This window comes from Parasediminibacterium paludis (genome assembly GCF_042651445.1).
Taxonomy (GTDB): Bacteria; Bacteroidota; Bacteroidia; order Chitinophagales; family Chitinophagaceae; genus Parasediminibacterium; species Parasediminibacterium paludis.
On record NZ_JBHSDC010000031.1, the window covers coordinates 48316 to 72741 of the forward strand.

Annotated in this window: 20 protein-coding genes; 8 read left to right on the forward strand and 12 right to left on the reverse strand. The window is 36.2% G+C overall.

The window, feature by feature from the left end; genetic code table 11:
* Positions 1 to 129: 129 nt before the first annotated feature.
* Entirely contained in the window at positions 130 to 1785 is a 1656-nt protein-coding gene (locus ACFOW1_RS16695; RefSeq protein ID WP_379015873.1) for a M20/M25/M40 family metallo-hydrolase, read from the reverse strand.
* A gap of 416 nt (positions 1786 to 2201) precedes the next feature.
* On the opposite strand from ACFOW1_RS16695, the gene ACFOW1_RS16700 reads away from it, so the two are divergent.
* The 4 genes from ACFOW1_RS16700 (at position 2202) to ACFOW1_RS16715 (ending at position 6096) form a co-directional block, all read left to right on the forward strand.
* Positions 2202 to 2399 (forward strand): hypothetical protein, encoded by a 198-nt coding sequence (locus ACFOW1_RS16700; RefSeq protein ID WP_379015874.1) that lies wholly within the window; start codon positions 2202 to 2204, stop codon positions 2397 to 2399.
* 171 nt (positions 2400 to 2570) lie between these two features.
* On the forward strand, positions 2571 to 2924 hold the full coding sequence (locus tag ACFOW1_RS16705) for a PadR family transcriptional regulator (RefSeq protein WP_379015875.1): 354 nt from the start codon (positions 2571 to 2573) through the stop codon (positions 2922 to 2924).
* A gap of 122 nt (positions 2925 to 3046) precedes the next feature.
* A complete protein-coding gene (locus ACFOW1_RS16710; protein WP_379015876.1) occupies positions 3047 to 5278 on the forward strand; it encodes a PspC domain-containing protein in 2232 nt (743 codons plus the stop codon).
* Positions 5279 to 5535: 257 nt separating this feature from the next.
* Complete coding sequence (locus ACFOW1_RS16715; RefSeq protein WP_379015878.1) at positions 5536 to 6096, forward strand: hypothetical protein; 561 nt, start codon at positions 5536 to 5538, stop codon at positions 6094 to 6096.
* A 44-nt stretch (positions 6097 to 6140) separates the two neighbouring features.
* On the opposite strand, the gene ACFOW1_RS16720 is transcribed toward ACFOW1_RS16715, so the two are convergent.
* Complete coding sequence (locus ACFOW1_RS16720) at positions 6141 to 8192, reverse strand: ComEC/Rec2 family competence protein (protein WP_379015880.1); 2052 nt, start codon at positions 8190 to 8192, stop codon at positions 6141 to 6143.
* A gap of 542 nt (positions 8193 to 8734) precedes the next feature.
* Here ACFOW1_RS16720 and ACFOW1_RS16725 point away from each other — a divergent pair.
* The 4 genes from ACFOW1_RS16725 (at position 8735) to ACFOW1_RS16740 (ending at position 11418) form a co-directional block, all read left to right on the forward strand.
* Positions 8735 to 9226, forward strand: coding sequence for a hypothetical protein (locus ACFOW1_RS16725; protein WP_379015882.1), 492 nt, complete (start codon positions 8735 to 8737; stop codon positions 9224 to 9226).
* A gap of 80 nt (positions 9227 to 9306) precedes the next feature.
* On the forward strand, positions 9307 to 9954 hold the full coding sequence (locus ACFOW1_RS16730; protein WP_379015884.1) for a hypothetical protein: 648 nt from the start codon (positions 9307 to 9309) through the stop codon (positions 9952 to 9954).
* Positions 9927 to 10754: a sensor histidine kinase gene (locus ACFOW1_RS16735; RefSeq protein WP_379015885.1), complete on the forward strand. Its 828-nt coding sequence runs from the start codon at positions 9927 to 9929 to the stop codon at positions 10752 to 10754. The genes ACFOW1_RS16730 and ACFOW1_RS16735 overlap by 28 nt, the downstream gene beginning before the upstream one ends.
* A 1-nt stretch (position 10755) precedes the next feature.
* A complete protein-coding gene (locus ACFOW1_RS16740; protein ID WP_379015886.1) occupies positions 10756 to 11418 on the forward strand; it encodes a response regulator in 663 nt (220 codons plus the stop codon).
* A gap of 40 nt (positions 11419 to 11458) precedes the next feature.
* On the opposite strand, the gene ACFOW1_RS16745 is transcribed toward ACFOW1_RS16740, so the two are convergent.
* The 10 genes from ACFOW1_RS16745 to yidC all read right to left on the reverse strand — a co-directional run bounded on the left by ACFOW1_RS16745 (position 11459) and on the right by yidC (position 23930).
* Positions 11459 to 12805 carry an APC family permease gene (locus ACFOW1_RS16745; RefSeq protein WP_379015888.1) on the reverse strand — a complete coding sequence of 449 codons (1347 nt, stop codon included), beginning with the start codon at positions 12803 to 12805 and terminating at the stop codon, positions 11459 to 11461.
* Between the two features lie 1053 nt (positions 12806 to 13858).
* Positions 13859 to 14218, reverse strand: coding sequence for a cupin domain-containing protein (locus tag ACFOW1_RS16750; RefSeq protein ID WP_379015890.1), 360 nt, complete (start codon positions 14216 to 14218; stop codon positions 13859 to 13861).
* A 48-nt stretch (positions 14219 to 14266) separates the two neighbouring features.
* Positions 14267 to 14830 (reverse strand): helix-turn-helix domain-containing protein, encoded by a 564-nt coding sequence (locus ACFOW1_RS16755; protein WP_379015892.1) that lies wholly within the window; start codon positions 14828 to 14830, stop codon positions 14267 to 14269.
* 526 nt (positions 14831 to 15356) lie between these two features.
* Positions 15357 to 16118, reverse strand: a complete 762-nt coding sequence (locus tag ACFOW1_RS16760; protein WP_379015894.1) for an SDR family NAD(P)-dependent oxidoreductase — start codon at positions 16116 to 16118, stop codon at positions 15357 to 15359.
* 700 nt (positions 16119 to 16818) lie between these two features.
* Positions 16819 to 17355, reverse strand: coding sequence for a hypothetical protein (locus ACFOW1_RS16765; protein ID WP_379015896.1), 537 nt, complete (start codon positions 17353 to 17355; stop codon positions 16819 to 16821).
* A 190-nt stretch (positions 17356 to 17545) separates the two neighbouring features.
* Positions 17546 to 19459, reverse strand: a complete 1914-nt coding sequence (locus ACFOW1_RS16770; protein ID WP_379015897.1) for an SPFH domain-containing protein — start codon at positions 19457 to 19459, stop codon at positions 17546 to 17548.
* Between the two features lie 227 nt (positions 19460 to 19686).
* Positions 19687 to 20817: a glutathionylspermidine synthase family protein gene (locus ACFOW1_RS16775; RefSeq protein ID WP_379015898.1), complete on the reverse strand. Its 1131-nt coding sequence runs from the start codon at positions 20815 to 20817 to the stop codon at positions 19687 to 19689.
* Between the two features lie 41 nt (positions 20818 to 20858).
* Positions 20859 to 21203, reverse strand: coding sequence for a hypothetical protein (locus ACFOW1_RS16780; RefSeq protein ID WP_379015899.1), 345 nt, complete (start codon positions 21201 to 21203; stop codon positions 20859 to 20861).
* Between the two features lie 147 nt (positions 21204 to 21350).
* Positions 21351 to 21677, reverse strand: a complete 327-nt coding sequence (locus ACFOW1_RS16785; protein ID WP_379015900.1) for a hypothetical protein — start codon at positions 21675 to 21677, stop codon at positions 21351 to 21353.
* Positions 21678 to 22073: 396 nt separating this feature from the next.
* Entirely contained in the window at positions 22074 to 23930 is a 1857-nt protein-coding gene (gene yidC / locus ACFOW1_RS16790) for a membrane protein insertase YidC (RefSeq protein ID WP_379015901.1), read from the reverse strand.
* Positions 23931 to 24426: the final 496 nt, after the last annotated feature.

Genomic DNA, 24426 nt, shown 5'->3' on the forward strand with positions numbered 1-24426 from the left:
AAATCTTTAAAAATTTTTAAAGATTTTTTTAGATAAATGAATATTTCATATACATCTAGTGCTTCGACAGCTATCATTATGTATGATTGGCGTTGCATATTGTTAACGAACGCCTATCACACCAACTATTTAAAATACAATATCGAAGGTTTTTTCTTCGTCTTTACGTTTAATGGTAAGCTTGGTGGCATTGCCTTTTTTAAACTTGCTAAGCGTTTGCATATAACTCTGTATATCTACAAATTTATAGTCGCCAAGTTGTAGCAGTACATCCCCAGCTTGCAGGCCAATGCGCTCGGCTAACTTGCCTGGGCTCACACCATCTATACGCACACCAGTGCCACCGTAGCCATAATCTGGCAGCACACCAAGGCTTACGGTAAAGGTAGCTCGGCCCATTTGTGGCTCGGTGGTCTTGGTAAATGTTAGTTTGCCTTTAGAATCGGTGGTTTGTATCAAGCGGTAGATATATTGCACTATTTGTCGCTCACCGTCGTAATTAATTTTATCCCAGTCATCTGTGGCTTTGTGATAATCTGGATGGCTACCTGTGAAGAAGAACAACACAGGTATATTGGCGCGGTAAAAACTGGCATGGTCGCTAGGACCGCTACCCGTACTATCAAATTTTAGTAATAAATTATTGTTAGTGGTGGTTTCAAAAATATTGCTCCAAACTGGGGATGTACCATAACCACCAACTATAAGTTTCCGAGTTGTATCGTAACGACCTACCATATCCATATTAATCATGTAATTAGCAGTGATGTTGGTGGTAGGATGTTCTAGCCAATACTTACTTCCAAACAAGCCCAATTCTTCGCCACTAAAATGTAGAATTAAGTAGTTATTGTTTTTAGGTGATGATTCGTGCAATTGTTTTGCTAACTCTATTAAAGCGGCCGTACCACTCGCATTATCATCTGCGCCATTGTGAATAATATGACCTGTATCGAGTGCATTTTTATCTTCATTATAACCAAGATGGTCGTAATGCGCACCAAGAATAACGGTAGTAGCAGCACTATTATTGATAAAGGCAGCTATGTTATGCGCTGTGCGTACTTTCTCGCTCATACTGACAGTGGCAGTAATGTTTTGCGTTGCGGAATGGTCGGCAAAAGCTTTCGCCAAACCATCTTTAGTAATATAAATAACTGGAATTTTTGCAGCAGCAGATTTATCGTTTTTATCAAACTGTATGTTATCTACGGCAGATGAACTATTATAAATAAATAAGGCTGTAGCGCCTTTTGCAGCGGCCTTATTAGCATCTTTTTTAATAGCTTCGTCTATATCATAATGCGGATTAGTGGCATTGTCTTCTAGCCATTCCTTTACATCTCTAAACCAAGGATTACCAGTTTCGTTAAGCGATAGTGCAGCCGAACCTTTAATGCTAGTAGTAGCGCTGTAGCTTAAAGGAAAAAAATCGTCTAGTATGATAAGGCTCTTATTATTTACCACCAATTTAGTAATTGTATCTATTTGTTTGCCTTCGTTAATAGTAAATGCTTGGATATAGCCATTGGTGCCTTTAGGTTCTAAGCCTGCTTCTTGATATTGGTTAATGATATATTGCATGGCCAATTTTTCGCCTTCGGTGCCAGTTCTACGACCTTCTAGTTTATCATCAGCCAAATATTGAACATGTGTTTGTAGATTGCTGATAAGCATTTCGTTTGCTTTTTGTTCGGCGGCGGCGGCCATTTTTAATTGTTTCTTTTTGCTTTGAGCGCTAGTTAGCATTGGCAAAAAGCAAGCAATCATAACAAAGTACTTCATACAGTCTAATTATGGTGCAAAGTAATAATAGCAATAGGATGTATGTCTAAATTATTTGGTAAATGTTGGTACTAATTCCAAAAAAACGATATTTCAATAAGTATTTTTTATAAAAAGGAGATGGTTTTGCACCATTTCAAATTATAAAATAGTTTTTTATCATCTTCGGTCGTAAGATTTCTAAGAAATTTAGAAAATTTTTTTTAATTTTTTTCTTGTACTAATATATTGATAATCAATACAAACAGTTCTATGTTAAAGGTCATTACTAAAAAATAACTGGTACTTTGTTTTGCATAGTACCAAATAAGTTACATCTTTGTGTTGTCAATGTAAAACATGTTACACAATTGATTTGAGAATTTAAAAACAGTAGCAGTGAAATAAGTCTCGCTGATACACAAAACATAATCGTTATGAAAACGCAAACAACAAACTTCTTTAATGCTTTAAACGCGAACGCATTAAACACATTAACCACCGAAGTAAAAGAAACGCTTGCTACAAATATGGATAGCAACAAAAGCTCTTTAAAGGCAATTGATTTTTGGAACTTACAACGTATTCAAAAATCACGAACTTGCGGTAGGTTCCCAGGTATCTCTGTAAGATAGTTTGATACCAACACAGATGACGTTGATTTGATAGATTTAGATAAATTATTGAGTAGGCAAGTCATCATTGAAATCAAAACTATCACAAATTTAATTTAAAAACGGCCTGCCATTAACCACTTAAAAAAAGGCATTAACGGCAGGCTTATACCACCAATAAAACTCCAAAAAATGGATATCCAAAACACTCAAAGTCAAATGCGAAAAGGCGTTCTGGAGTTTTGCATTTTATCAGTGATTCGCCAGGGTGAAGTTTACCCAAGTGACATTGTAGATAAAATGAAAGCTGCCAACTTGAACATTTTCGAAGGTACACTTTACCCCTTGCTTACAAGGCTTAAAAATGCGGAATACTTAACTTACCGCTGGGTAGAAAGTAATAGTGGTCCGCCACGGAAGTATTTTGTGATGACAGAAAAAGGATTGGCCTTTTATGCTGAACTAGAAAAAACTTGGAAGGAACTGGCAGATGCTGTCCATTTATTAACACAGCCTGCTACGTCTTCTGACAATAACAACCAATAACTTTAACCAACTAACCACGCACAATCATGAAATGAGTAAAAGAAATTTCAAGGTAATTTCAAACAGCACCGACGAATTTTTTTTACGAATAACATGTGGCTAAAAAAATTAAAAACTAGCACATGAAAAAGGTAATTAATATAAATTTTCAAGGTAGGGTAGTTCCTATTGAAGAAACAGCTTACGATATTTTAAAACAATACGTAGAAGCTTTAAGACGCTTTTTTGCCAATGAAGAAGGTAAAGAAGAGATTATAAACGACATAGAAAGCAGAATTGCTGAATTATTTGCAGAAACGCTTAAAAAAGGTAGCACTTGCATTACAGATGTTGATGTTAACAATATTATTGCTAGCATGGGTCGCCCAGAAGATTTTGAAAGCGAAGAAGAAAATGTAAAAAGTCAGCTTGGTAGCGAGCAAAAAAGGCAAGAACAAAGCTATCAACAAACAAATAGCCAACAAAGCTTTAACAGCGGCGAACCACGTAAATTGTATAGAGATGAAAATCATAAAGTACTTGGCGGTGTGTGTAGCGGTATAGCTAATTATTTTGGTATTGATAGGGTTATTATACGTATTATAGCGGTATTTGTATCAAGTGTATTTTTTATCCCGTACATCATTTTTTGGATAGCTGTACCAAGTAGTGCTACACAAGTAATTGGTAGTACGCGTAAACGCTTATTTAGAGATATGGACGATAAAATACTAGCAGGTGTAGCTAGTGGTTTGGGGCATTATTTTGGGGTAAAAGCTTGGATTGTGAGACTGATATTTTTATTGCCATTTTTATCTTTCGTTGCAAGATGGGGTCATTGGGGTTTCTTTGGTTTCCCAGACTTTTTACGCTTTTCATTTAGCCCTGGCGCTACGATTATTTACATCATCCTATGGTTAATATTACCTGAAGCTGTAACGGCTGCCGATAAATTAGAAATGAAGGGGCAGCCAGTAGATTTAAACAGTATTAAGCAAACCATACAAACCGACATGGAAGGCTTTGGTGGTCGTGCTAAGAAGTTTGGTGAAGAAATTAAAGAAAGAGCGGAAGAAATAAGCAAAGAATTTAGCCCTAAAGCAAAACAATTTAGCAACGAAGCGGCTTATGTTGCTCGTAGAAGTAGTGGTGGCTTGGGTGGTTTTATAGCGCTCATTGCTAAAATATTTGCCTATTTTATTTTGGGCTGTGTATTGTTTAGCATTGTTGCAACCTTATTTGGTATTGGTGTGGCTTGCTTTGGTTTATTACCAGTGAAAGATTTTATCATTAACGATGGCTGGCAAGATGTATTTGCATGGGGCACTTTGCTATTGTTTATTTGGGTACCTGTCATTGGTATTATCACTTGGATTATTAGAAAACTTGTGAAAGCAAAACGTAATAGCACTTTATTACGTGGTACATTCATCGCTTTATGGATTGTAGGTTGGTTCTGCTTTATCTCATTATTAGCATCTATAAGTAGAGATTTTAAATATACCAGCACTGCTAATGAAGAAGTTGTAAAACTATCTAACGCCAAAGTAAATAAGCTAGAAGTAAGTTTAAGTGGCTATAATAAATATTATAAAAATCGCAAGCATTGGCTAGAAATTGAACCATTTAACGGAATGCTAGATGATACGGCTTATGTGCCTAACACACGCATCAAGTTAATCCGTTCAAATACTGATAGTTTTCAAGTAACTGTAACGCGTTTAAGCCAAGGGCGTACCAAAGCACAGGCGAATGAATTGGCCGAAAAAATTACCTATAGCATTGAACAAAAAGATAGTATATTATCATTATATAAGGGTATACCAATTAACAATACAGACAAGTTCCGCAACCAAAAAATACTCATCACCATTGCAGTACCAGTGGGTAAGCGGATACTAATTGATGATAAAATTGGTTGGATGCATGATGTACATGTAGGCTTTAATAATGATGATAATTGGTCAAGAGATTTTTATAGTGATGAAGATTTTGATTGGGAAACGGGTAAAGAATATATCATGACTGATAAAGGCCTGAAGCATATTGCAAATAGCAAGTATAACTACGATAATGATAAAAGTAATGATGACGATAAAAGCCCTGAAGAATTGAAGCGCGAATTAGACGAAAAGCAACATGAACTAGACGAACAAAGAAAACAATTGGATAAGGATGTACAGGATAAATTGAAAAAAATTGATGAAGATAAACGCAAGCTGGAAAAAACAATTGACAGTACCAAAGGTTATCGCTACCAAAAAACAGCATCATTAATTAAACCAAATATAAAAGCCATAGACAATAGTGATGATATAATCGGTGATGATAACATGCGTCCGTCTATCTTGAGTAGCTATAAAATTGCAGGATAGAAAAGTAAATTATGGTTTGAATGATTTAAATGATGACGCTGAAAATAGGGTACAAGCTATCATTTAAGTATGAAAATCATTATACGCATTGGTTAAAGACGGTTAAAGTGGGGAAGCCTCATGGCCTTGGATGTAGTCTTACAACCGAGGCCTTCCCTTTTAGTCGATTACTAAATGGTTGGCTTAGTATACATAATAAAATGATTGTAAACATTTACTGGCATGATTTTTAACAGTAATGGTACAAACAATCATTTATGAAACAGATTTTAGTTGGTGTAGTCACACTTTTTTTATTAATATCCACCAACACCACTACAGCACAGGCAAGATTAATTGTTGATAAGGCCGAAAAGCCAGCTGTAGCTACGCAAATTCAAGGTAATAGAAACGATATTAAAGACGCCTTAGATAGTTATTTTACAAAACTCGGCAGTAATTTAAAAAAATCGAGTGGTTTGTATACAGCCAAAAACGTATCGCTACCACAATTATCCACTAGCAAGCTAGATATATATATTAAAGTGGATCAATTGGGCAGAGATAAAAACAATCTAAGCGATGTAGTAATGGCGGTAAAGCCAACGAGTGACGTGTTTGTAGGCGATTCAACGCATCAAGAAATATTTGCGCTACTAACAGCTTATATACAAAGCTTCGATGGTATTGTAAAAGACTTTGTCAAGCAGCGTACAATCGATGAACTAAACAAAAAAGCAGACAAGGCAACTAAAGAAAAAGAAAATTTAGAAAAGCGAGCTGCCAAAAAAGAAAAAGAAGCCAAGAAGCTAACGCAAGATGCGAAAGAGGTGAATTAGGTATTAAGGCGAATGAAATACAACTTTTATTCGCCTTTTCAATATTACAAATCCATCTCAAAAGCACCTTTCTCTGCTACTACATGGTAGCTTATGCCCAAGCTATCAGCATCTTTTTTCCAATACTTTATTTTCCATGCAAGGTTACTTGCGTCAAACACATATTGTTTGCAGTTAAAAGCTTGCGCTAGTGTAGAAAAGTAAATTTTAGGATTGTGCGATAGCACTATCACATCTGCGTTTATTTTTTGTGGCAAATCAAAATGTTGAGGTAAGGGTTTGTCAATAACCACAATGGTTTTGCCATTAGCGGTAATGATATTACTATCGATACTGCTATTACTTAATGTTTCGCTCTCGGCTATGCGGTGCAATATTCTTGACGGTCGCAAATGAAAATTGCTTAAAAAGCCATCTTCCTGTAAGACACTATCACCAACAAATTGAAAATAGCGGCCATCTATCAGGTCTATGGCCTTATAGTTTGGTACATTATATACTATCATTTTATGCTGCCGGTATTTACCCATAAAATCCCAATAGCGCCAAGCGCAAAAGAAGCAAGCAAAACTTAAACAAGCAAGCAAGGCTTTTGAAGACTTTTGTAGTAACCAGATAGTAGCGGCAGTTATAATTGCATACAACAAAGCAACTTGTACCAAATGTATTTGTAAGCCATTCAAAATCGAAAAAGGTAAGTCATCTACGCGAGCTATAAAGTCGTTCATGAAGGCTAGTAAATGTTCAGTAAGCCAGCCGATAGCTTTTGCCAAAGGCGTAAACCAAGTGGTAATCAGCAAAGCTAATTCTGCATATAGAATAAGCCCTGATAAAGGCACAGCCACCAAATTGGTAATAAAAAACAGGGTAGGTAATTGATGAAAATGATAAATGATAATTGGTAACGTCAATATTTGTGCAGATAGTGTCACTGCATTTAATGCCCAAAACCATTTTAGCAGCTTGTTCTTAAAATAGAACCACTGCAATATGTATTTGTAAAATAAAATAATGCTTAAAACAGCACTGTAGCTAAGTTGAAAACCAACATCCCAAAGGCTATAAGGGTTCACAATTAAAATAACAAAAGCCGATAGTGCCAAAGTGTTGTAAATATTGCTTCGCTTACGCATAGCATCGCCCAATACAATAAAGGTAAACATAATAGCGCTGCGCAAAATAGAAGGGGCTGCGCCAGCAATTAATGTAAATAGCCAAAGCACCAGAATAATAACAATGGGTTTTATAATCTTGGTGGCACGATATTGCTTAAACAAGCCAAATAACGCAGAAAGCATACCGTATATCATGCCTAAATGCAAGCCACTGATTGCTATAATGTGTACCACGCCTGTGTTGCTGTAGCGCTGTACTAAATCTCTGTCTAAATCGTCTCGATAGCCAATAAGCAAAGCTTCTGCTACAGCAAGCTCATCCGCGGCATGTATATAAGTTCTTAGAGTAGCTAGTACCTGATCTCTTACAGTAAATAGCCATTTAGTAAATGGATGACTATTGGTACTTGCAAGTAATAGATATTGGTTGCCACTAACAAATGCTTGGTAATAAATATGCTGAAAACTGCAGTATTCTTGATAATTAAAGCCGCCAGGATTACCAAGATTAGTAATGAGCGAAAGTGGTTTGGTAATTACTATTTGACTGCCGTATGTTAAATGAGAAGCACTACTATCTTTTTTAAAGTATAACAATGCTTTACCATTTATGGGTAGCCAATGCCCATTTTTAAAAACGGCATCAATACTTACCAAAGCTTTGTAAGATTTAGGTTTAGGTACCAAAGGCGCTTGTATGGTAGCAATAATTGGTTGTTGCTCATAATTATTTACAACATTGTTAGATTGGGCAATACCATCATAGTTGTAGGTAATGAATGTACCTAGACCTATGAATAATACTTGGATAGCTACCACTTTTATCCAAGCATATGCAAATTTTAAATAAATTGGAAATACGCTAAAAACTGCAAAAGCTAAAATCGCGAAAGCGCTCACAGTAGCTAAGGTAGATGGTGATACATGAAAGCGATATTGAATAAGAATGCCAAATACGAGAGGTAATAGCAGCTTAAGCATCGGTATTCTTTTTAATAGAGATATACCATGTAATGTCATATTTGGTTTAATGTAAAGTTGGAACAATAATGGCTTTGTATTAACGTTTTAAAGCCTTGTACAAATGCAATTTACATAATATCATATATAAACAAAAACCCCCTTGGTAATTAGCCTAAAGGGGTTTTTCAATTAGAGTAAGCGATCTCGGGGATATTGGATTCTAAAAACGATGCTTACGAACGAGTACAAATATGTTCTATCTGTACAAGACTTCAAAAAAAAACGGTTTTTTTCTTTCACGGTTTTTTTTGCGTAAAAAAACACCTTTTCGACTGCGGGTTTTCTGCAGTTTTAATACCGTATTTCTACGGTTTTTTCACCGTATTTCTACGGTATTTTTTACCGTTAAAATACGGTACTATTTTGAAAATCATCTGCTCTATAAATAAATCATATTGATTATCAACGTTCTTTTCATTTGCGAAGCAAATGAATATGAAAGAATTAAATGCAAGTTTACAGAAGAATAAAAACCTATACACCAACTAAATATCTAAACTATGTTAACAATCGAAAAAAAATCGCTAAATGTGGGCAAATTTGTATCAACCGAGCATGTTGATAGTGTAATCAGAAATTACAAACAAGAAAGATGGATTCAAAATAGTGAACGTTTAGGCAAAGAAGACAGTTTAAGTGCTTGGTGGAGCATTGAAGAGTTGGAAAACTTTTTAGAAACTGCAAAAATGCATGGTGCCGATGGCGTGAAGTTTTATTTTGGTGCTTATGCAAAAGATTATGCAGAAAAGCCAGAATATGCTGGTTTGCAAACTTTAGCAATGGTAGCTACAAAGCAGAAAGAAGGTGCTTATGGTACCACTGTAAATAAGGATGTATATGTAAATGGCGAAAACGGAACTAATATTCTTGGTTACAATGCGGCACAATTATGCCCGCCATTGTGTGGAAAAACTATTTTTGATGATACTGACGCTACTGAAATTGGTATTTCAATTATTGATAGGGGGGATGCTGGAATGGTAATAATCTAGTCTTACGAACGACTTGGATAACTGCCCCCCTTAATTTAAGGGGGGCATATTATTTATAGGATGCTTTTACTTTGTATCCAATGAGTTTGCAGTTATACATATATTTAGTAGTTGTATCAGTAAGTTTTTTGCTGAACCTGCTTTTGTTTTTCAAAAAGTCTACGCCTAAATATTTGAAAGGATTTACACCTTTCCTATTTCTAAGTCTTCTCGTTGAAGTTGCAGCGGGGTGGTTGATTAAAAAAAATAGCTCTACAACACTTATATACAATATATCAACTACCATAGAAATCACGTTTTATTTATGGGTATTGTATAATATAACAAGGGGTAGTATTTCAAAAAAAATACTCTTAATCTCAACTGCAGTTTATCCAATTATTTCATTTGTAGATATAATTTTCATCCAAGGAAAAGAGGATTTTCACTCAGTTGGTTATGCTTTCGGTTGCTTATTGATCGTATTTTTTACAATTCTTTTCTTCTATGAATTATTTGCCAAGCCTAAAGCCATCATCCTTACAAGAGAACCAGATTTTTGGATATGTACAGGCTTATTACTTTTCTATAGTGTCACATTTCCATTTTATGCTGCTGCTAATCTGATGAAGTCTTTTCCCCCGATTTTAGCAAATAATGTCCAGTATCTATTAATTGTTGTCAATGTTTTTCTATATTTACTGTTCAGTATTGCGTTTTTATGCAGGATAAAAATCAAGAAATCTTAATCATCATCGTTATTGGCGGCATCATCGCCTTACTATTGGTAGGTTTTGTTATTACTACTTTGTTTTTATACCAACGCAGACAGCACAAACAGGAAAAAGAATTATCGAGGTTGCGTGAGGCGTTTAATCAAGAGTTATTGAGTAGCCAAATAGAAATTCAAGAAAATACCATGCGATTAATTGGCGAAGAATTGCATGACAATGTGAAACAGCAATTGGTATTTGTGAGTAGATCTTTAAGTACTTTGGCTTATACTACGTCTTCTGAGGAAGATAAAAATGTACTTTCTACCACGGGTGTGTTTATTGATAAAGCGATTAGTGATATTCAACATTTGTCCAATACCTTACACACTGAGAGAATAGCCGAGGAAGGCTTAATACCAACCATTAAGTCAGAAGTAGCCAATATCAACCGTTTGGGTTTCCTAAATGTTACTTATGATAGCGATTTGTACTACAATTATTTTGATGGACAAACAACTATTTTCTTGTATCGAATGTTGCAAGAGAGCTTACAAAATATTTTAAAACACGCGCAGGCCACTCATGTAAATATTAAAGTGTATTGTAGCGATGCCCATACTTTTGTTATCGAAATACAGGATAACGGTAAGGGCTTTAACTTGGCAGAAGAGAAAGCCAAAAAAGACAAAAGCGGCGGTGTAGGTGTTAAAAGTATGATGAACCGGGCTAACCTAATAGGTGCTACAATTACCATTGATAGTGCCATTGGCAAAGGCACCACTGTAAAAATAACCATTCCAATACCTGATGAAGACACACTTTTAAACGAATAGTATGGCAGTATCCACCATCAATAAGAATGATATTAAAGTTGCGCTAGTTGATGATCACATACTAATCCGCAACTCTCTTTCTAAACTAGTTGCTTCTTTTCCAAATTGTAGTGTCTTATTTGAAGCAGATAATGGCAGACACTGTATTGATTTTTTAGATAAACATTTATTGCCAGATGTGTTATTGTTAGACATTAGTATGCCTGTAATGGATGGTTTTGAAACAGCAGTGTATGTGTCAAAACATTTTCCTTTAGTTCGTATTCTCACCCTAACCATGCTAACCGACGAACGTAGTATCGTAAAAATGTTTAGAAACGGGGCAAGAGGCTATTTGTCTAAAAATGTATCGCCACAAGAATTACAGGTAGCCATTAAAACGATGGCTGAGAAAAACATGTATATGCCAGATGAAGTATCTAGCAAGCTTGTGTCGGGCCTACAGCACGATTTATCGGAAGTGGTACCAGTATCTTCATTAAGCGATAAGGAGAAAGAATTCCTAGCATTGATTCCTACAGATTTTAACTATGTAGAAATTGCTAAAAAAATGAGTGTAAGTCCACGCACGGTAGATGATTATAGAGAAAGATTATTTAAAAAACTGCAAGTAAATAGCCGTATGGGCTTGGCTATTTACGCCATAAGAAACGATTTATTTTAATATAATTCTTTAAATGCGATATTATCGTATTAATTAAAGGCTAAAGCACTGCTTTAGCCTTCTTATTATTCATAAATAAGAAATAAATAATAATAAATCCGCTTAATACCACCACACCTGTAGCCGCAGTTTGCCAGTCTTTTCTTGCAATGCTTAAGCCCACAAATAAGTAAGTACCCATGAAAATGAGCGGTAGCAATGGATACAACTTCATTTTATAAATGCCTGTACCGTCTAGGTGCTTTGTTTCTTTTCGTAATTTAAAAATGGTAGCACTCGACGCAATCATACCAAAACAATCTAAAAAGATGCTAAAGTTGAGTATCTTTTCAAATGTTTGAGCATAAAATAGTATGATGATGCACATTGCTGCAAACACAGTTAATGAGGCTGTAAGTACCTCGTTTTTACCAGTTTGTTTAGAAAATATTTTAGGCAATACACCTTCTGTACTCATGGCGTACATTACCCTTGGATTACTCATCAGCAACGCATTTACATAAGCCAATACACCAAAAAACAAAAAGAAGGAAAATATATCTGCACCACGTGACCCAAATACTTTATTAATAACCACATAAGCAATTTCATGCTCGTTCTTCATATTATTAAAACCGATTATTATATAATAGCTGAGATTAACTAGTAAGTACAAAGCGATAATAATACCTATGCCTATAAAAATACCTTTAGGAATATTAGATGCAGGTTTATCTACCTCGTTACCAAAATTGATGGTTTGTTGATAGCCACCATAGGTAAATGACACCGCAATAAGGCTTACACCAAGACTTTGTATCCAGCTCATATTAGATGCAGTATTAGTAGTAGCTGCAACTTGCGCTATAATTTGCGTTTGGTTAGCATAATGATGCGGGAAAAATAAGGCACTTATCAGCACCACAATCATCCCCATTTTTATAAGCATGAGTATATTCTGTGCTTTACTACTCATGCGTAAGCCCATCAGATTAATACCATAAAATACAAAGATGGCTGCGCAACTAAGCAGGGCTTTGTCAGTATCGTTCCATTGTAATTGTGGAAATAGCTTGGCTATATAACCGCTTCCAATCAATGCTACACCACTTAAACTTGCAGCGTTAGAGATTAGTATAATGCAATTAATACCAAAAGCAATACTTGGGTGGTAAGCGTATGAAAATACTTTGTAGTAGCCGCCAGTAACCGGGTATCGGCTGCCTATTTCTGCGTAAGTAAGCGCCCCGCAAAGCGCTACTAGGCCACCAATAATCCAAGCGGCAAAATATACCGAAGGTGCAATCGCATCTTTAGCCGACGTAGCAGCCGTACGAAAAATACCCATACCAATGACCACACCTACTACAATCATTGTAAAAGAAAACAAGTTGAGTTTTTGCTTCATAATGCAGTTGCCTTTTACCTGGCTTTTTGATGAACTTGGAAAATAAGAATTTTAATGAGAGCATGCACATTTATTTGTAAAAAAGGTGTTTGATGGTTGTATTCATTTAGCTAAGTACTGATGAACTTGCTATAAAGAGCACCAATTGAAAGATGCGCTTTGAAATAACAAACCCTGCTAGCTTTAGCTAACAGGGCTCTGTTTGTTGTTGGTTTAGGGTTGAATCAGCAGCTAATATTAAATAGTAAGATTTATAAAATAGTAGGAATTGATAGAAGTTTATTGCTGAAAGGCATATCACTGACAATAGCTATAAGGCGTATTATTGGAATTAATACTGAAAGATTCAGTAATGCATGCATGAGTAGCATTGGTTTAGGTTGTTTATATCGGTGAAGCTACAGGTAAAATGGGATGTTGTTTTACAGAAAAATACACCGCAAAGCGTTGCAAATTACAAATACGCAATAAATAGTAAGACATGTATAATTGAACTGGGCAATTTTTGATATAGATGCAATAAAAAATACCTATATTTTTATACAATAATGCTATGATAGCGAGAAGATAGACAATATGAGGTCAATGTTTGAACGCATAAAAATGCAGTATAAAATATACTACATACAACAGACGCAGAAAGATTTTTAAATCTACTAATGGTTGTAATTAATAGCATGCGATGTGGGAACTAGCTTATTGTATAGCTCTTTTAAAACTAGTAGCTATTGCTACTATTACAAATAACGCCGATGAAAAAAGAATGATAAAGTTTGTCATAATGCTAGGTTTTGTTTACTTAACAAATGTCTAACATTTTATTGGTGTGGCTATTATACATAACACTCTAATTGTTACATCTATCTCATGTTGCAAATTAGTATACTATTTTGCAAATACTATATTGAGCATATTGAAAGACCCTTCAATAAAGCTGCTTTTGTGGCTGTGACATAACATTATCTATTGCTTTTCATGATGGTTCTACTTCCTACCTAAGATCACGATTTGGAATCATTAGTAAACGAATGGTAATGGGCAAAAATTATGGGTTTAACTAATGTCGTAGCCGCTTTTAATAACGGTACTTAACATTTTAAACTGTACGTTGGCATTAAAGTGGTGTTTGGCGTGTGCAGGAATAATAATACCATCGCCTAAGTTTAATATATAAGCTTTGTCAGAAATGGTAAGCTTGGCCGAGCCATCAATAATTTGTATATAGGTATCAAATGGTACTGTTTTTTCAGCCACTTCTTCGCCCGCATCAAGCGCGGAAGCGGTAATATTACCCGTAATTTTTTTGATGATGGTTTTGCTAAGTACCGCATTGGGTATATATTCTATAATCTCAACGATAATGTGGGCTTTTGATTTTTCTAACTCTGCAGATTCGTGCTTATTGTTCATCATTCGTTTTTAGGGGTTTAGCGAAGTTAGTGCTGTAAGTAGTTGGTGCAGTTAAGAAATATTTTCTAGTGTACTATGCCTTTTTTGTTTAAGTTTTTTAAAATAAGTTGGCGAGAGGCCTGTTATTTTCTTAAACTGATTGGATAAATGTGCAACGCTGCTATAATTAAGTTTGTACGAAATTTCTGTAAGGTTCAATTCGTCGTATAGCAGTAGTTCTTTCACACGTTCTATTTTATGAATAATGATAAACTGTTGTATGGTAATACCCTTTACTTCAGAAAAAATATTAGATAAATAGGTATAGTCGTGGTTAAGTTTTTGGCTAATATGATCTGAGTAATTAATGGTTGGCAATTCATCATCATAATGAATCATTTCGATTATAACACTTTTAATTCTATCTATTAAAATAGCACGTTTATCATTCAATAATTCTAAGCCCGATTTTAGCAAGTTAATCCCTAGTTGCGTGCGCTGTTCATCCGTAATTTCTTCAAGCATTTCTACCATGCCTAGCTCAATAATGACGTATTGCAAGCCCAGTTTTAGCAGCTCTTCTTTCACCATCATTTTACAGCGCAGGCTAACCATGTATTTAATGTACAGCTTCATAGTAAATGCATTGGTTACCTGCAAGGTAGTTGCTTATTAATTGGTAATGGTATTTAGTTTTTTTTAGGTAGTTAGTCGGTTAATATATTGGCTGAGAAGGAATAATGTTGGAATAGACTTGAATACGCTATAACCATTGACTTACGCAGAAACTTATATTAGCAAAATGCTCAAAAAATAACCACTAATCCTATTATGATAAATGCCGTGGCTAAACGCTTAGGTATTAAAAATATAAATAGTATATTATACACAAAAATGCGCAAACATTCTTTTGCGCAATATTGGTAGAAACATAGACTTGCCGCTAAATAGATTGTTACAGATTATTTACCTAAAGATCATATTGAGAAATCGCTACAAATGGATTTACTATTCACCAGCCACATTTCTGTAGGATGGTAGGGTAGTAAAATAATTGATAGGTAATGATGTTTATCAATAAATATAAAATTATCTCCTAGTTACGATTGGTCATCTACACGAGTAGAAAATATACACTATAAGTAACCTTTGGGGCAAAGCTTTATTGGGCGCACATACCACCATCAATTACTTGCGTTGTACCAGTAATATATTGACTATTATCGCTTGCAAGAAACACAACCAATCTTGCTATTTCTATTGGTTCGGCATATCTGTTTAACGGAATAGCTGCCTCAAATTGCTTTTGTACATCTTTACCATGCCCTGCAGAAGCACCTTCTTCTATTGAGCGCATCATTCTATTGTTTACTGGGGCGGGATGTATCGTGTTAACGCGAATTTTTAGTGGCGCAGCTTCAATAGCCGTTGTACGCATAATACCCACAACTGCATGTTTGCTAGTAACGTATGCCCCTAAATTTGCTAAACCAACAAGCCCAGCAACAGATGAAGTGATAACAATACTGCCACCCTTATTCATTTTGGGTAATGCATACTTATTACCCAGCCAAATGCCTTTCACATTTACTGCAATTACTTTGTCAAACACTTCCTCGGGATAATCGATAATAGGTTTTACCACCCCTTCTATTCCTGCATTATTAAAAAATACATCTATGTTGCCATATAATTGAACAGCTTTATTCACATACCGTTCTACGTCTACCGCTTTAGAAACATCGGCCACACAATAGGCTACATTGCTATTACATAAATCGTTTAAGGTGCTTTTTAATAAAACTTCATCTATATCTACTAACAAAACTTTGGCGCCTTCTTCTAAAAATAACTTGGCTGTTGTTTTACCGATACTACCAGCGCCACCCGTAATGATGGCTACTTTATTTTCTAATTGTTTCATGGTGATAATATTATTGATTGAAAAATAATGAATTGGTTGTCTTTGGTAAACTTGGTAATAATTACTCCTGTTGGCTTTTTGTCATCACTAGTACCCACTTTTACACTATTATTAAGTATTAAAACCAATAATCACTAGAGCGATTATTTATGTTTATTACTTTTAAAATTTTTCTATTGCAAAACTAGACCTAGCTACAGGCCTTGTTGTTACATAAATACCAATAAGGTTTATGCATATCACAGGTTTTTGTGGCGAGGGAAATGGTTAATTACAACGCTATCCCGATTTCGTAATAATTACTGCTATTCAAGCGAAGAATTTCCGTATTATTATAATGATATATCTCCGATTTTTTAAAGAATCCATGAAGTATCTTAAAAAGTGTCCTATAAACAATAAAAAGATATAAAAAAAGAAAAGGATTTATTGAAGGAAATAGTGATGAAGTAGCCCCTAGCCCCCGAAGGGGAATTTTTATCGGTTTAATATCTTCACTAACCGAAACAGGGTAGTTGAAAAATAGTGATTAGGAAATCGGCGGGGGAAAATACCCGCCGATAAGGAAGTAAAAAGGAGGCATATATGCCTCCTTTATTTTATTATTTAAATCAATTTTAACCAAGGTCAGTGTCGTAGTGGAAGGCTTTCATTTTTTTCATTGTTGTCAGTTTTAATAATTAACGTAAAATAAGGTGTTTTAGTTTATAGAACCAAATTTTAGACCATAATCAAATTTTCCATTTTTTATTTGAGAGCAATCTATATATTCTTTAGTTACCACCTTTACAAGTCCAGTAAGACCATGTTTAAGACTAATTTTTACCATGACAGATTTGTAATCACTAGTTAATATTTTGCTAAAATCTTCGGTTGTTCTTATTCTGACTGCATATGGGGCATTTCTACGCAACCAGCTAGGTCGATAGCCTGGAATGTTTGAAACATGGCTTAATACAACTGTAAGGGGTCTGTATCTATTATTCATCTGTCCATTTGTAGTGGGATATCTATCAACCTCCAATAATTCTACAGAAACATCATAAGCGCTAAACAATGATATATTTATCAGTTTTATAAAATAATAATCGTTGTCATCGCCTTCCATATATTTACCCCTACAAACAAATGGACTAATTCTGATTTTTGGCTTAAAAAGTATTAATACTATAAATAGAAAAATGAATGATGCAGTTATACTGCACAAGATGTTGGTTATTATTTCAACTTTTGTCATTGTACTTAGATTTGGTTGAGTTAAAATTAAAGTCTTCGTAATTTACTTAAAGGTAAAATCTTATTTGTTAGCATATATAAAAGGTATCTCAGGTGCTATTATACATCATCTAGAATTTAAGTTTTTCGTTAACAAAATAACGTCCGAGGTTTCAAAACCTCGGACGTTTAGCTGCTAGTGAAATCAAATACTACTCACTCTTTTCTGCCTTCTTTTTCACATCCATTAGTTCCATTAATTTCATACCCAATAAGCCGTTAATGCCGCCTTCGCTGCCATTGCCACCGCCTATTAAAATGTCTGGCATTACTTTAATGTTGCCTTTACCTATTTCTTCGGTTACTTTAAAGCGGGTAAAGTTATCGCCACCCATAGCTTTTACTTGTAGCTCGTAAGCTTCAGCGGTACTTTTACCTATTGCCATAATTTTTTCTGCTTCTGCCAAACCTGTTTTACTAATGCGTTCAGCATCGGCACTAGCATTTAGTTTGGTCGCTTCAGCTTGTGCACCAGCCCTTGCTTTGGTAGCTTCGGCTTCGGCATTGGCGCGCATTTTAGTAGCTGTGGCTTCGGCTTCTACTTGTAGTTTTAAACTATTGGCATCGCCCTCAGCTTTTTTCACGGTAGCGTCTGCTGTGCGTTGTGCAATTTCTACGCTTTGCTGTGCTTTTACTATCTCTTTCTGCATGTCGGCAATAGCGGTTTCTTTTTCCATACCCTGCCTTTGCTCTTGCGCCATTTTTTGTGTTTGATAGGTTTTTTGCTCCTCTTCAGCAATCTTTCTATCAGTCAATGTTTTCATCAAAGCTTCAGGCGGTACAATGTCGCCTATCAAGGTATCTACAGCGTTTACGTTGTAATCATCTAGTACTGCTTTAATATGTTCTTTGGCACTACTTTGTCTTTCTTTTCTGGTTGATAAGAAAGAAATCACATCACTGTCTTGTGCACTATTTCTAAAATAGTTACCAATGGTTGGTTCTAATACTTGACTTACCAAATTACCCATACTGCCAAATCGGGCAATCACTTTAGGCGCTTCATTGGCTGGTATATGTATAATTTGGCTTACGTCTAAGTTAAAAGGGAAACCATCTCTAGAACGCACTGTGATGGTACTTAGGTTTTTATCTAATTGGTGGCTTTCACTGCGTGCATTAGCCCAGTTAAGTACCAAGTTGGTAGTAGGCACTAGCTCTACTTTCAATGTGTATTTGTTAATAGGATATTTACCTGGACCGTATGGTTCTATCCATACACCGCGTTGTCCTTTGCTTACAATATTACCATGCTTAAAGGTATCACCAGTAAGGTCTTTACCATCTTCGCCAATATAACTGATAACCACACCTACATAACCAATAGGCACATCTGTCATCGGTATTTCTTCTATTTGAATGGCCCATGGGTTAATATTGTAGCTACCTGCTAGTATAATACTTGGCTGCAAACCTCTGTTACCATTGTTCTTTAAGAAGGTATCAAAGTCTTGGAAATTATTGTGCCCTTCTATGTGCTTACCAGCAATTTGCCCACCATCTATCGGGTGACCATCCAACGTGGTTACAATACCCACCATATTCTCGTGAATAATTACCATATCTGCGATGGTGATGGTAAAGGCGTAGGTATTAATACGGTAAGTACCTGCTGTAATGTAGGCCGTTTGTCTACCTTTTTGCCCGCCATTGTTTAAGAATTTTTCAGCATCCTGAAAATTATCGCTGTCTACCTTTCTAGCCAATATTGCACCTGTAGGTATTTCAGCGCCATCGTTGCTTAATACCAAGCCTATTTTACCTTCTGGTATTACCGTAAAGCCCTGCATATCCACACCATACTGCCAAGGAAACATGCCCCAATACAAGCCCGGTGCTAGTGTTTTTGCTTGAAAACCCGCCTCGCCCTTGGTCGCAATAATTCTACCATCTGGTAGGCTTTTATCAGCACCAAAAAGCACAAACTTTTTAGTGACCAAACCAATTCTATTTTCTGGTACGATGACCATACCAAAGAAAACCCTCAATATAAATTTGTAAAAAATGATGCCTAGTACCAATACTAGTAACCACCAGTAGTGCGCTAATAAATCTCTTGGTTCCATTGTGTTTTTGTTTGCCCCCAACCCCTGAATGGGAGTTAGAGAAATTAATAATAATTGTTTTACCCATAGCCCCTTAAGGGGATAAGTGTGTTTGATAATGATTTATGTTGTTAGTTATTACCTGAACGATGATTTTGGGGATTGCTTGGATTCATAAGATTCACGTTCAATCTTAAAAATCTTTTAAATCCTACAAACCCGATAGCTATCGGGACTCGTTCAGACAATTAATCTATCAGGTGTGGCACAAAGCGGCTGGTATTGTTAGTAACCAAACCATTGGCCTCTCTTATGCCCATACCTGCTGGCTCTTGGCCTATTACCCAACTACCAATGACTGGATAATTGCCATCATATGCTGGCAGTGTAAACAGCTCTTGGTAGATATAGCCTTCCTTGCCATATTGCCCTTCTGTTTTTTGTATGGTAGTATTGTTTTGTACGATGTCTATGTTAGCGCCCTCTCTTGATAAGATGGGTTTTTTTACATAGTTCAGTAGCTTACCACTTTCAAAATAGCTAGGTAATATATATGGGCAATCAGGATATAATTCCCACAATATTGGTAGTATCGCTTTGTTAGATAGTATCATTTTCCAGCTTGGTTCTACCCATAATGTGCGGTTGGTATCTTCTAAAATATGCTTGCCAAATGCATCGTTCAATAGCCATTCCCAAGGGTATAGTTTGAAGATGTTTCTGATGGGCTTGTCTTCTAAATCTCTAAATATGCTTAAATCGCTATCCCAGCCAATATCATCTATAAATACCAATTTGGTATCAAGCCCTGCTTGCATAGCGCAATCACGCATGTATTCGGTATTGGTAAGGTCTTCAAGGGTTTCTTTTAAGCAAGTAAAGTGTAGCGAACCAGGGTTTAAATAGGCACCCAAGTATTTCCAATAAGCAATCAGCTTTTCGTGTATGCTATTAAACTGGTCTTTGCTTTTGTCAAAGTCTTGTAGCCAAAACCATTGTACAATACCTGCTTCATACAAGCTGGTAGGTGTATCGGCATTAAACTCTAGCAATTTTAGCTGCCCATTTTTATAGCAAAAATCAAAGCGACCATAAATAGCAGGATGGTCTTCTGTCCAGCTTTTTTCTATATACTTGATATATGTTTCTGGTATGCCAAATTGGTTGTACAAGTTGTTATCCATTACATGCTGCACTGCGCCAAGGCAAAGGTCCCACAGTTCAGCCGTTGCCTTTTCTATTTGCAATACTTCATCCATGGTAAAGCTGTAATACACCGATTCGTCCCAGTAAGGCACATTGGTGGTATGAAAGCCAAAGCCTAATGCTTCTACTGCTGCTTGCCAATGATTGCGCGGTGTTGTTGTTACTCGTTTCATTGTTTAATTAATAATTTGAAATTTCAAATTTGAAATTGTGTTTAGCTACTCACACTATAGCCACCACTACCAAAACCCCCACGCACCACACTGCTTTTAAAACCATTGCTGCCAATGTTAGAGCTTTGGTGTATCGCATCAGAATAATAGCCAGCGCGTTCATAACTACCATTGTAATAATTGCCATAAGGTCTAAACGCATAGTACCATAGCGAGGCATTACCTACACTACTGTGGTGGTGATACACGTTTGTATAAGGTGCGGTACTATCAGCACGAATATGTGTTTTGTTACCGCTTTCCCATTCGTCTTTTGGTTTAGGTTGGTTACAGCTAGCCAAAGCCGCCGTAATCAATATCAGTTGTATGTGTTTTGTTTTTTTCATGTCCCTGGCCCCTAAAGTGGGAAATTTTAATATTTAATATTGTATTGTTTTGCTATGGTAATCTGTCGTCCGTAGACTGTTGACGGTCAACCTCTTTCTTCGCTTTAATAAACCATCGTCTATCGACGGTGGACGGTCGACCGCTATTTATTTCACCGTTATAAAAATCTCATAGTCCTTTTTCACCTTCACATTTTTAGTGTCACCATCGGCATTTTCAGCTTCAGTGGTTGTTTCACCAAGGGCAGGTATGGTATCTCGGTATTCGATAGTTTTGAATTCATTAAAGTTGCGCCACACTTTATGCGTGGTTACTATTACATCGTAAGCACTATCTAGGTGGTTAACGGTAACTGCTGTTTCTACGGATCCAGCTTTGTTGACATCAGAAGTCACATCTTCTTTCTCATTGTTGTTACAAGCGCTTACCAGCAATAGCATCGTTGCGGCAGCAACAGTTAGTTTCAAATTCATGGTATTTTGTTTTGATGGATTAAATATATAGGTTTATACCCAAATTTGTTTAGCAAACAAATTGGTATAGAAATATTTGCCGAAAGCATTGCTACGACAACTCTTTGCGTTGATTGGCTACAAGAATAAGAGAGGAAAGTAGTAGTTGGTTGCTGTTAAAAGCGTGGTTCATTTTACATTGTAGCGAGGCTACATTTACATTGACCATGTAAAGATATATACACGGCGAAACGCTTACGAAATGAATTCGTGAACAGTGGGACTTGCGGTTTCACCAGTGGTAAAGTATGTGTGATGAGTGGCAATTATTATTTTTAGTACTAATGTATTTGCTACTATGTTGCAAAAATTATAATAGCCACATAAAAAAGCCCCGCCTAATGCGGGGCCTTTAGCTTATTTCTTGTTTTGAGTTTTATTCTTGAGTTCTTGAACTTTCTTTTGGCTTTCCATTACTTGCTCGTAACGTTCTTGCCATTTGCTTTTGGTTTTTACTTTCGGCTTACTGCGTGATGCTTGCATTTTTGCCAAAATTTTATCGTGGTCTATAATATAGGTTTGAATCACAAATTGTAATAGCAATGTGATAGTATTAGATACGGTATAATACCAAGTTAAAGCCGAAGGCAAACGATTGAAGAAAAACAACATCATGAACGGGAAAATATACGGCATGTATTTCATGGCCGGATTATCCTGCGTAGGCGTATTGCCCATATTGTACAAAGAGATAGCAAAACTCGTTAATACCGCTGTAATGGTAAATAAACTAATATGATCGCCAAAACCCATTGGAATTGAGAACGGTAAATGGAAGATAGAATCGTAAGCTGATAAATCGTGGCTCCACAAAAAACTTTGACCACGCAATGAGATATTAGAGTTGAAGAAACTATACAACGCAAAGAAGATAGGAATTTGCAATAAGGCAGGAATACAACCACCAAGCGGGTTTACGCCAGCTTCTCTAAACAGTTTCATTTGCTCCATGGCAAAACCTTGTTGGTCATCGCCAAATTTCTTTTTCAAGGTATCCAATTCTGGGCGAAGCGCTTTCATTTTAGCACCGCTTAAATAGCTACCGTACATTAGTGGTGCGGTAAACAGGCGAATAAACAAGGTCAGCATTAAAATAGCCCAACCGTAATTTGAGATAAAGCTGATGAAAAAATTAAACACATTTTTTATAATATATACGTTTATGGGACGTACAAACGCATACATATCTCTACCGAGGTTAACAATCTTGTCCATGTTTGGTGCGGCAGATTGCAAAATTTTATAATCGTTGGGGCCAAAGTATAGGGCAAATGGTACCGTAGCAGTCGCTGCTGCCGGTACGGTTACACTGAAACTCGTATTGTCTACTGTGGCAAGTGTGTTAGTCGTATCTGTGTCAAGACTGCGAGCCCAATTAATATTGCCATTATTAAAGCCATTTTTTGCAATAACTGTTGTATTAAAAAACTGCTGTACCACCGCTATCCACTGACCTTGCTTTTCAAACTTGTGCTCTTTTTTCTGAGAGATATAGTCAAAATCGCCACCCTCACTAAAGCAAATATTACTCATTTGGCGCTCGTACAAGGCTGTTTTTTCAGCTTGTTTCGTTTGCCAGTTCCAAGTTAGGTTAAGATTGCCATTAGTAAGTAATTGATCGGCACGTGTTAGATTAATGTTCCAGTCAATCAAATAATTATTAGGCTTAATCGTATATACATGTGTTACGGCTTGGCCATTACCCCCTGCAATGCTGAAGCTCACCGTTTGGCTACCATCAGCATTTTTTACTACCGCTGAAGGCGTAAAGTATAGGTTAGATACTAGGTTAGTAGCATTGTTTGCCGTATTGATGGTGTAGCTAATATTGTCTTTAGCCGAGCCACCCAACACGACGGGCTTGTCGTTGTACGATGATTTGTAATTTTTAAGTTCTACTTGTTTGATAGCACCACCTTTATTCGTGAATGTGACTTTAATCACTTCATTTTCTACAGTTTGCAATTGTTCAGTACCTATTGCTGCAGTTGTAAATGAGCCAGCCGCCGCCACTTTATTAGCCGAGTCCAGTTGTTTAAGTACGACTGTATCTATCGGTTTTACCTTCGCTGCGTTTACCCTATCGGTTGAATCTTTAATGTGTTTTTGGTAATCCTCAGCCGCTTGCTGTTGTTTGTTGGTAAAGTAAAAAAAGCCAGCGAAAAGTATCGCCAACAATACTATCCCAATGACTGTATTCTTATCCGTGTTCATGTCCCTTTTTTAAATGAGCCGCAAAGGTAAGGGTTGCTTGCAAAGTAGGGTAGGTCGATTTTGATGGTGTTTTATAGTCATATTGTGTGTAGTATAAAACCGATAGATGGATACTTTTGAGTGTTCATGCTGCTAAATTCACTTTTGTTAATATTTGCATATCTGGCTAAACCTTTTCCCAAAGGGATAGATTGTATTTGATTTTCTTAAATAGAAGCATAGCTAATAAACGATAGCGGCTCAGCCAAATCTTGCATGGTAGAATAAATCCGATAATCAAAGCGGTAACTTGATGGAAGCTGAAACGCGCATAACTTTGAGATTTGCCCAATATCTCAACTCACCATTTCAAATCACTAGGTACAATATTACGTAATTGAGATATGATGATATATTTTTTTACTATATTGATTAGGTACCAATTATTTGCCTATCTGCTTTGCAGATCGTCTAAGTCATTTTTTGATAATAACCATAGCGTTACTATTCATAGAGC

Bases quoted from the DNA above. Each gene is read 5' to 3' on its own strand.
- ACFOW1_RS16695 (WP_379015873.1), bottom strand. From the start codon at position 1,785: ATGAAGTACTTTGTTATGATTGCTTGCTTTTTGCCAATGCTAACTAGC.
- ACFOW1_RS16700 (WP_379015874.1), top strand. From the start codon at position 2,202: ATGAAAACGCAAACAACAAACTTCTTTAATGCTTTAAACGCGAACGCA.
- ACFOW1_RS16705 (WP_379015875.1), top strand. From the start codon at position 2,571: ATGGATATCCAAAACACTCAAAGTCAAATGCGAAAAGGCGTTCTGGAG.
- ACFOW1_RS16710 (WP_379015876.1), top strand. From the start codon at position 3,047: ATGAAAAAGGTAATTAATATAAATTTTCAAGGTAGGGTAGTTCCTATT.
- ACFOW1_RS16715 (WP_379015878.1), top strand. From the start codon at position 5,536: ATGAAACAGATTTTAGTTGGTGTAGTCACACTTTTTTTATTAATATCC.
- ACFOW1_RS16720 (WP_379015880.1), bottom strand. From the start codon at position 8,192: ATGCTTAAGCTGCTATTACCTCTCGTATTTGGCATTCTTATTCAATAT.
- ACFOW1_RS16725 (WP_379015882.1), top strand. From the start codon at position 8,735: ATGTTAACAATCGAAAAAAAATCGCTAAATGTGGGCAAATTTGTATCA.
- ACFOW1_RS16730 (WP_379015884.1), top strand. From the start codon at position 9,307: ATGAGTTTGCAGTTATACATATATTTAGTAGTTGTATCAGTAAGTTTT.
- ACFOW1_RS16735 (WP_379015885.1), top strand. From the start codon at position 9,927: ATGCAGGATAAAAATCAAGAAATCTTAATCATCATCGTTATTGGCGGC.
- ACFOW1_RS16740 (WP_379015886.1), top strand. From the start codon at position 10,756: ATGGCAGTATCCACCATCAATAAGAATGATATTAAAGTTGCGCTAGTT.
- ACFOW1_RS16745 (WP_379015888.1), bottom strand. From the start codon at position 12,805: ATGAAGCAAAAACTCAACTTGTTTTCTTTTACAATGATTGTAGTAGGT.
- ACFOW1_RS16750 (WP_379015890.1), bottom strand. From the start codon at position 14,218: ATGATGAACAATAAGCACGAATCTGCAGAGTTAGAAAAATCAAAAGCC.
- ACFOW1_RS16755 (WP_379015892.1), bottom strand. From the start codon at position 14,830: ATGAAGCTGTACATTAAATACATGGTTAGCCTGCGCTGTAAAATGATG.
- ACFOW1_RS16760 (WP_379015894.1), bottom strand. From the start codon at position 16,118: ATGAAACAATTAGAAAATAAAGTAGCCATCATTACGGGTGGCGCTGGT.
- ACFOW1_RS16765 (WP_379015896.1), bottom strand. From the start codon at position 17,355: ATGACAAAAGTTGAAATAATAACCAACATCTTGTGCAGTATAACTGCA.
- ACFOW1_RS16770 (WP_379015897.1), bottom strand. From the start codon at position 19,459: ATGGAACCAAGAGATTTATTAGCGCACTACTGGTGGTTACTAGTATTG.
- ACFOW1_RS16775 (WP_379015898.1), bottom strand. From the start codon at position 20,817: ATGAAACGAGTAACAACAACACCGCGCAATCATTGGCAAGCAGCAGTA.
- ACFOW1_RS16780 (WP_379015899.1), bottom strand. From the start codon at position 21,203: ATGAAAAAAACAAAACACATACAACTGATATTGATTACGGCGGCTTTG.
- ACFOW1_RS16785 (WP_379015900.1), bottom strand. From the start codon at position 21,677: ATGAATTTGAAACTAACTGTTGCTGCCGCAACGATGCTATTGCTGGTA.
- yidC (WP_379015901.1), bottom strand. From the start codon at position 23,930: ATGAACACGGATAAGAATACAGTCATTGGGATAGTATTGTTGGCGATA.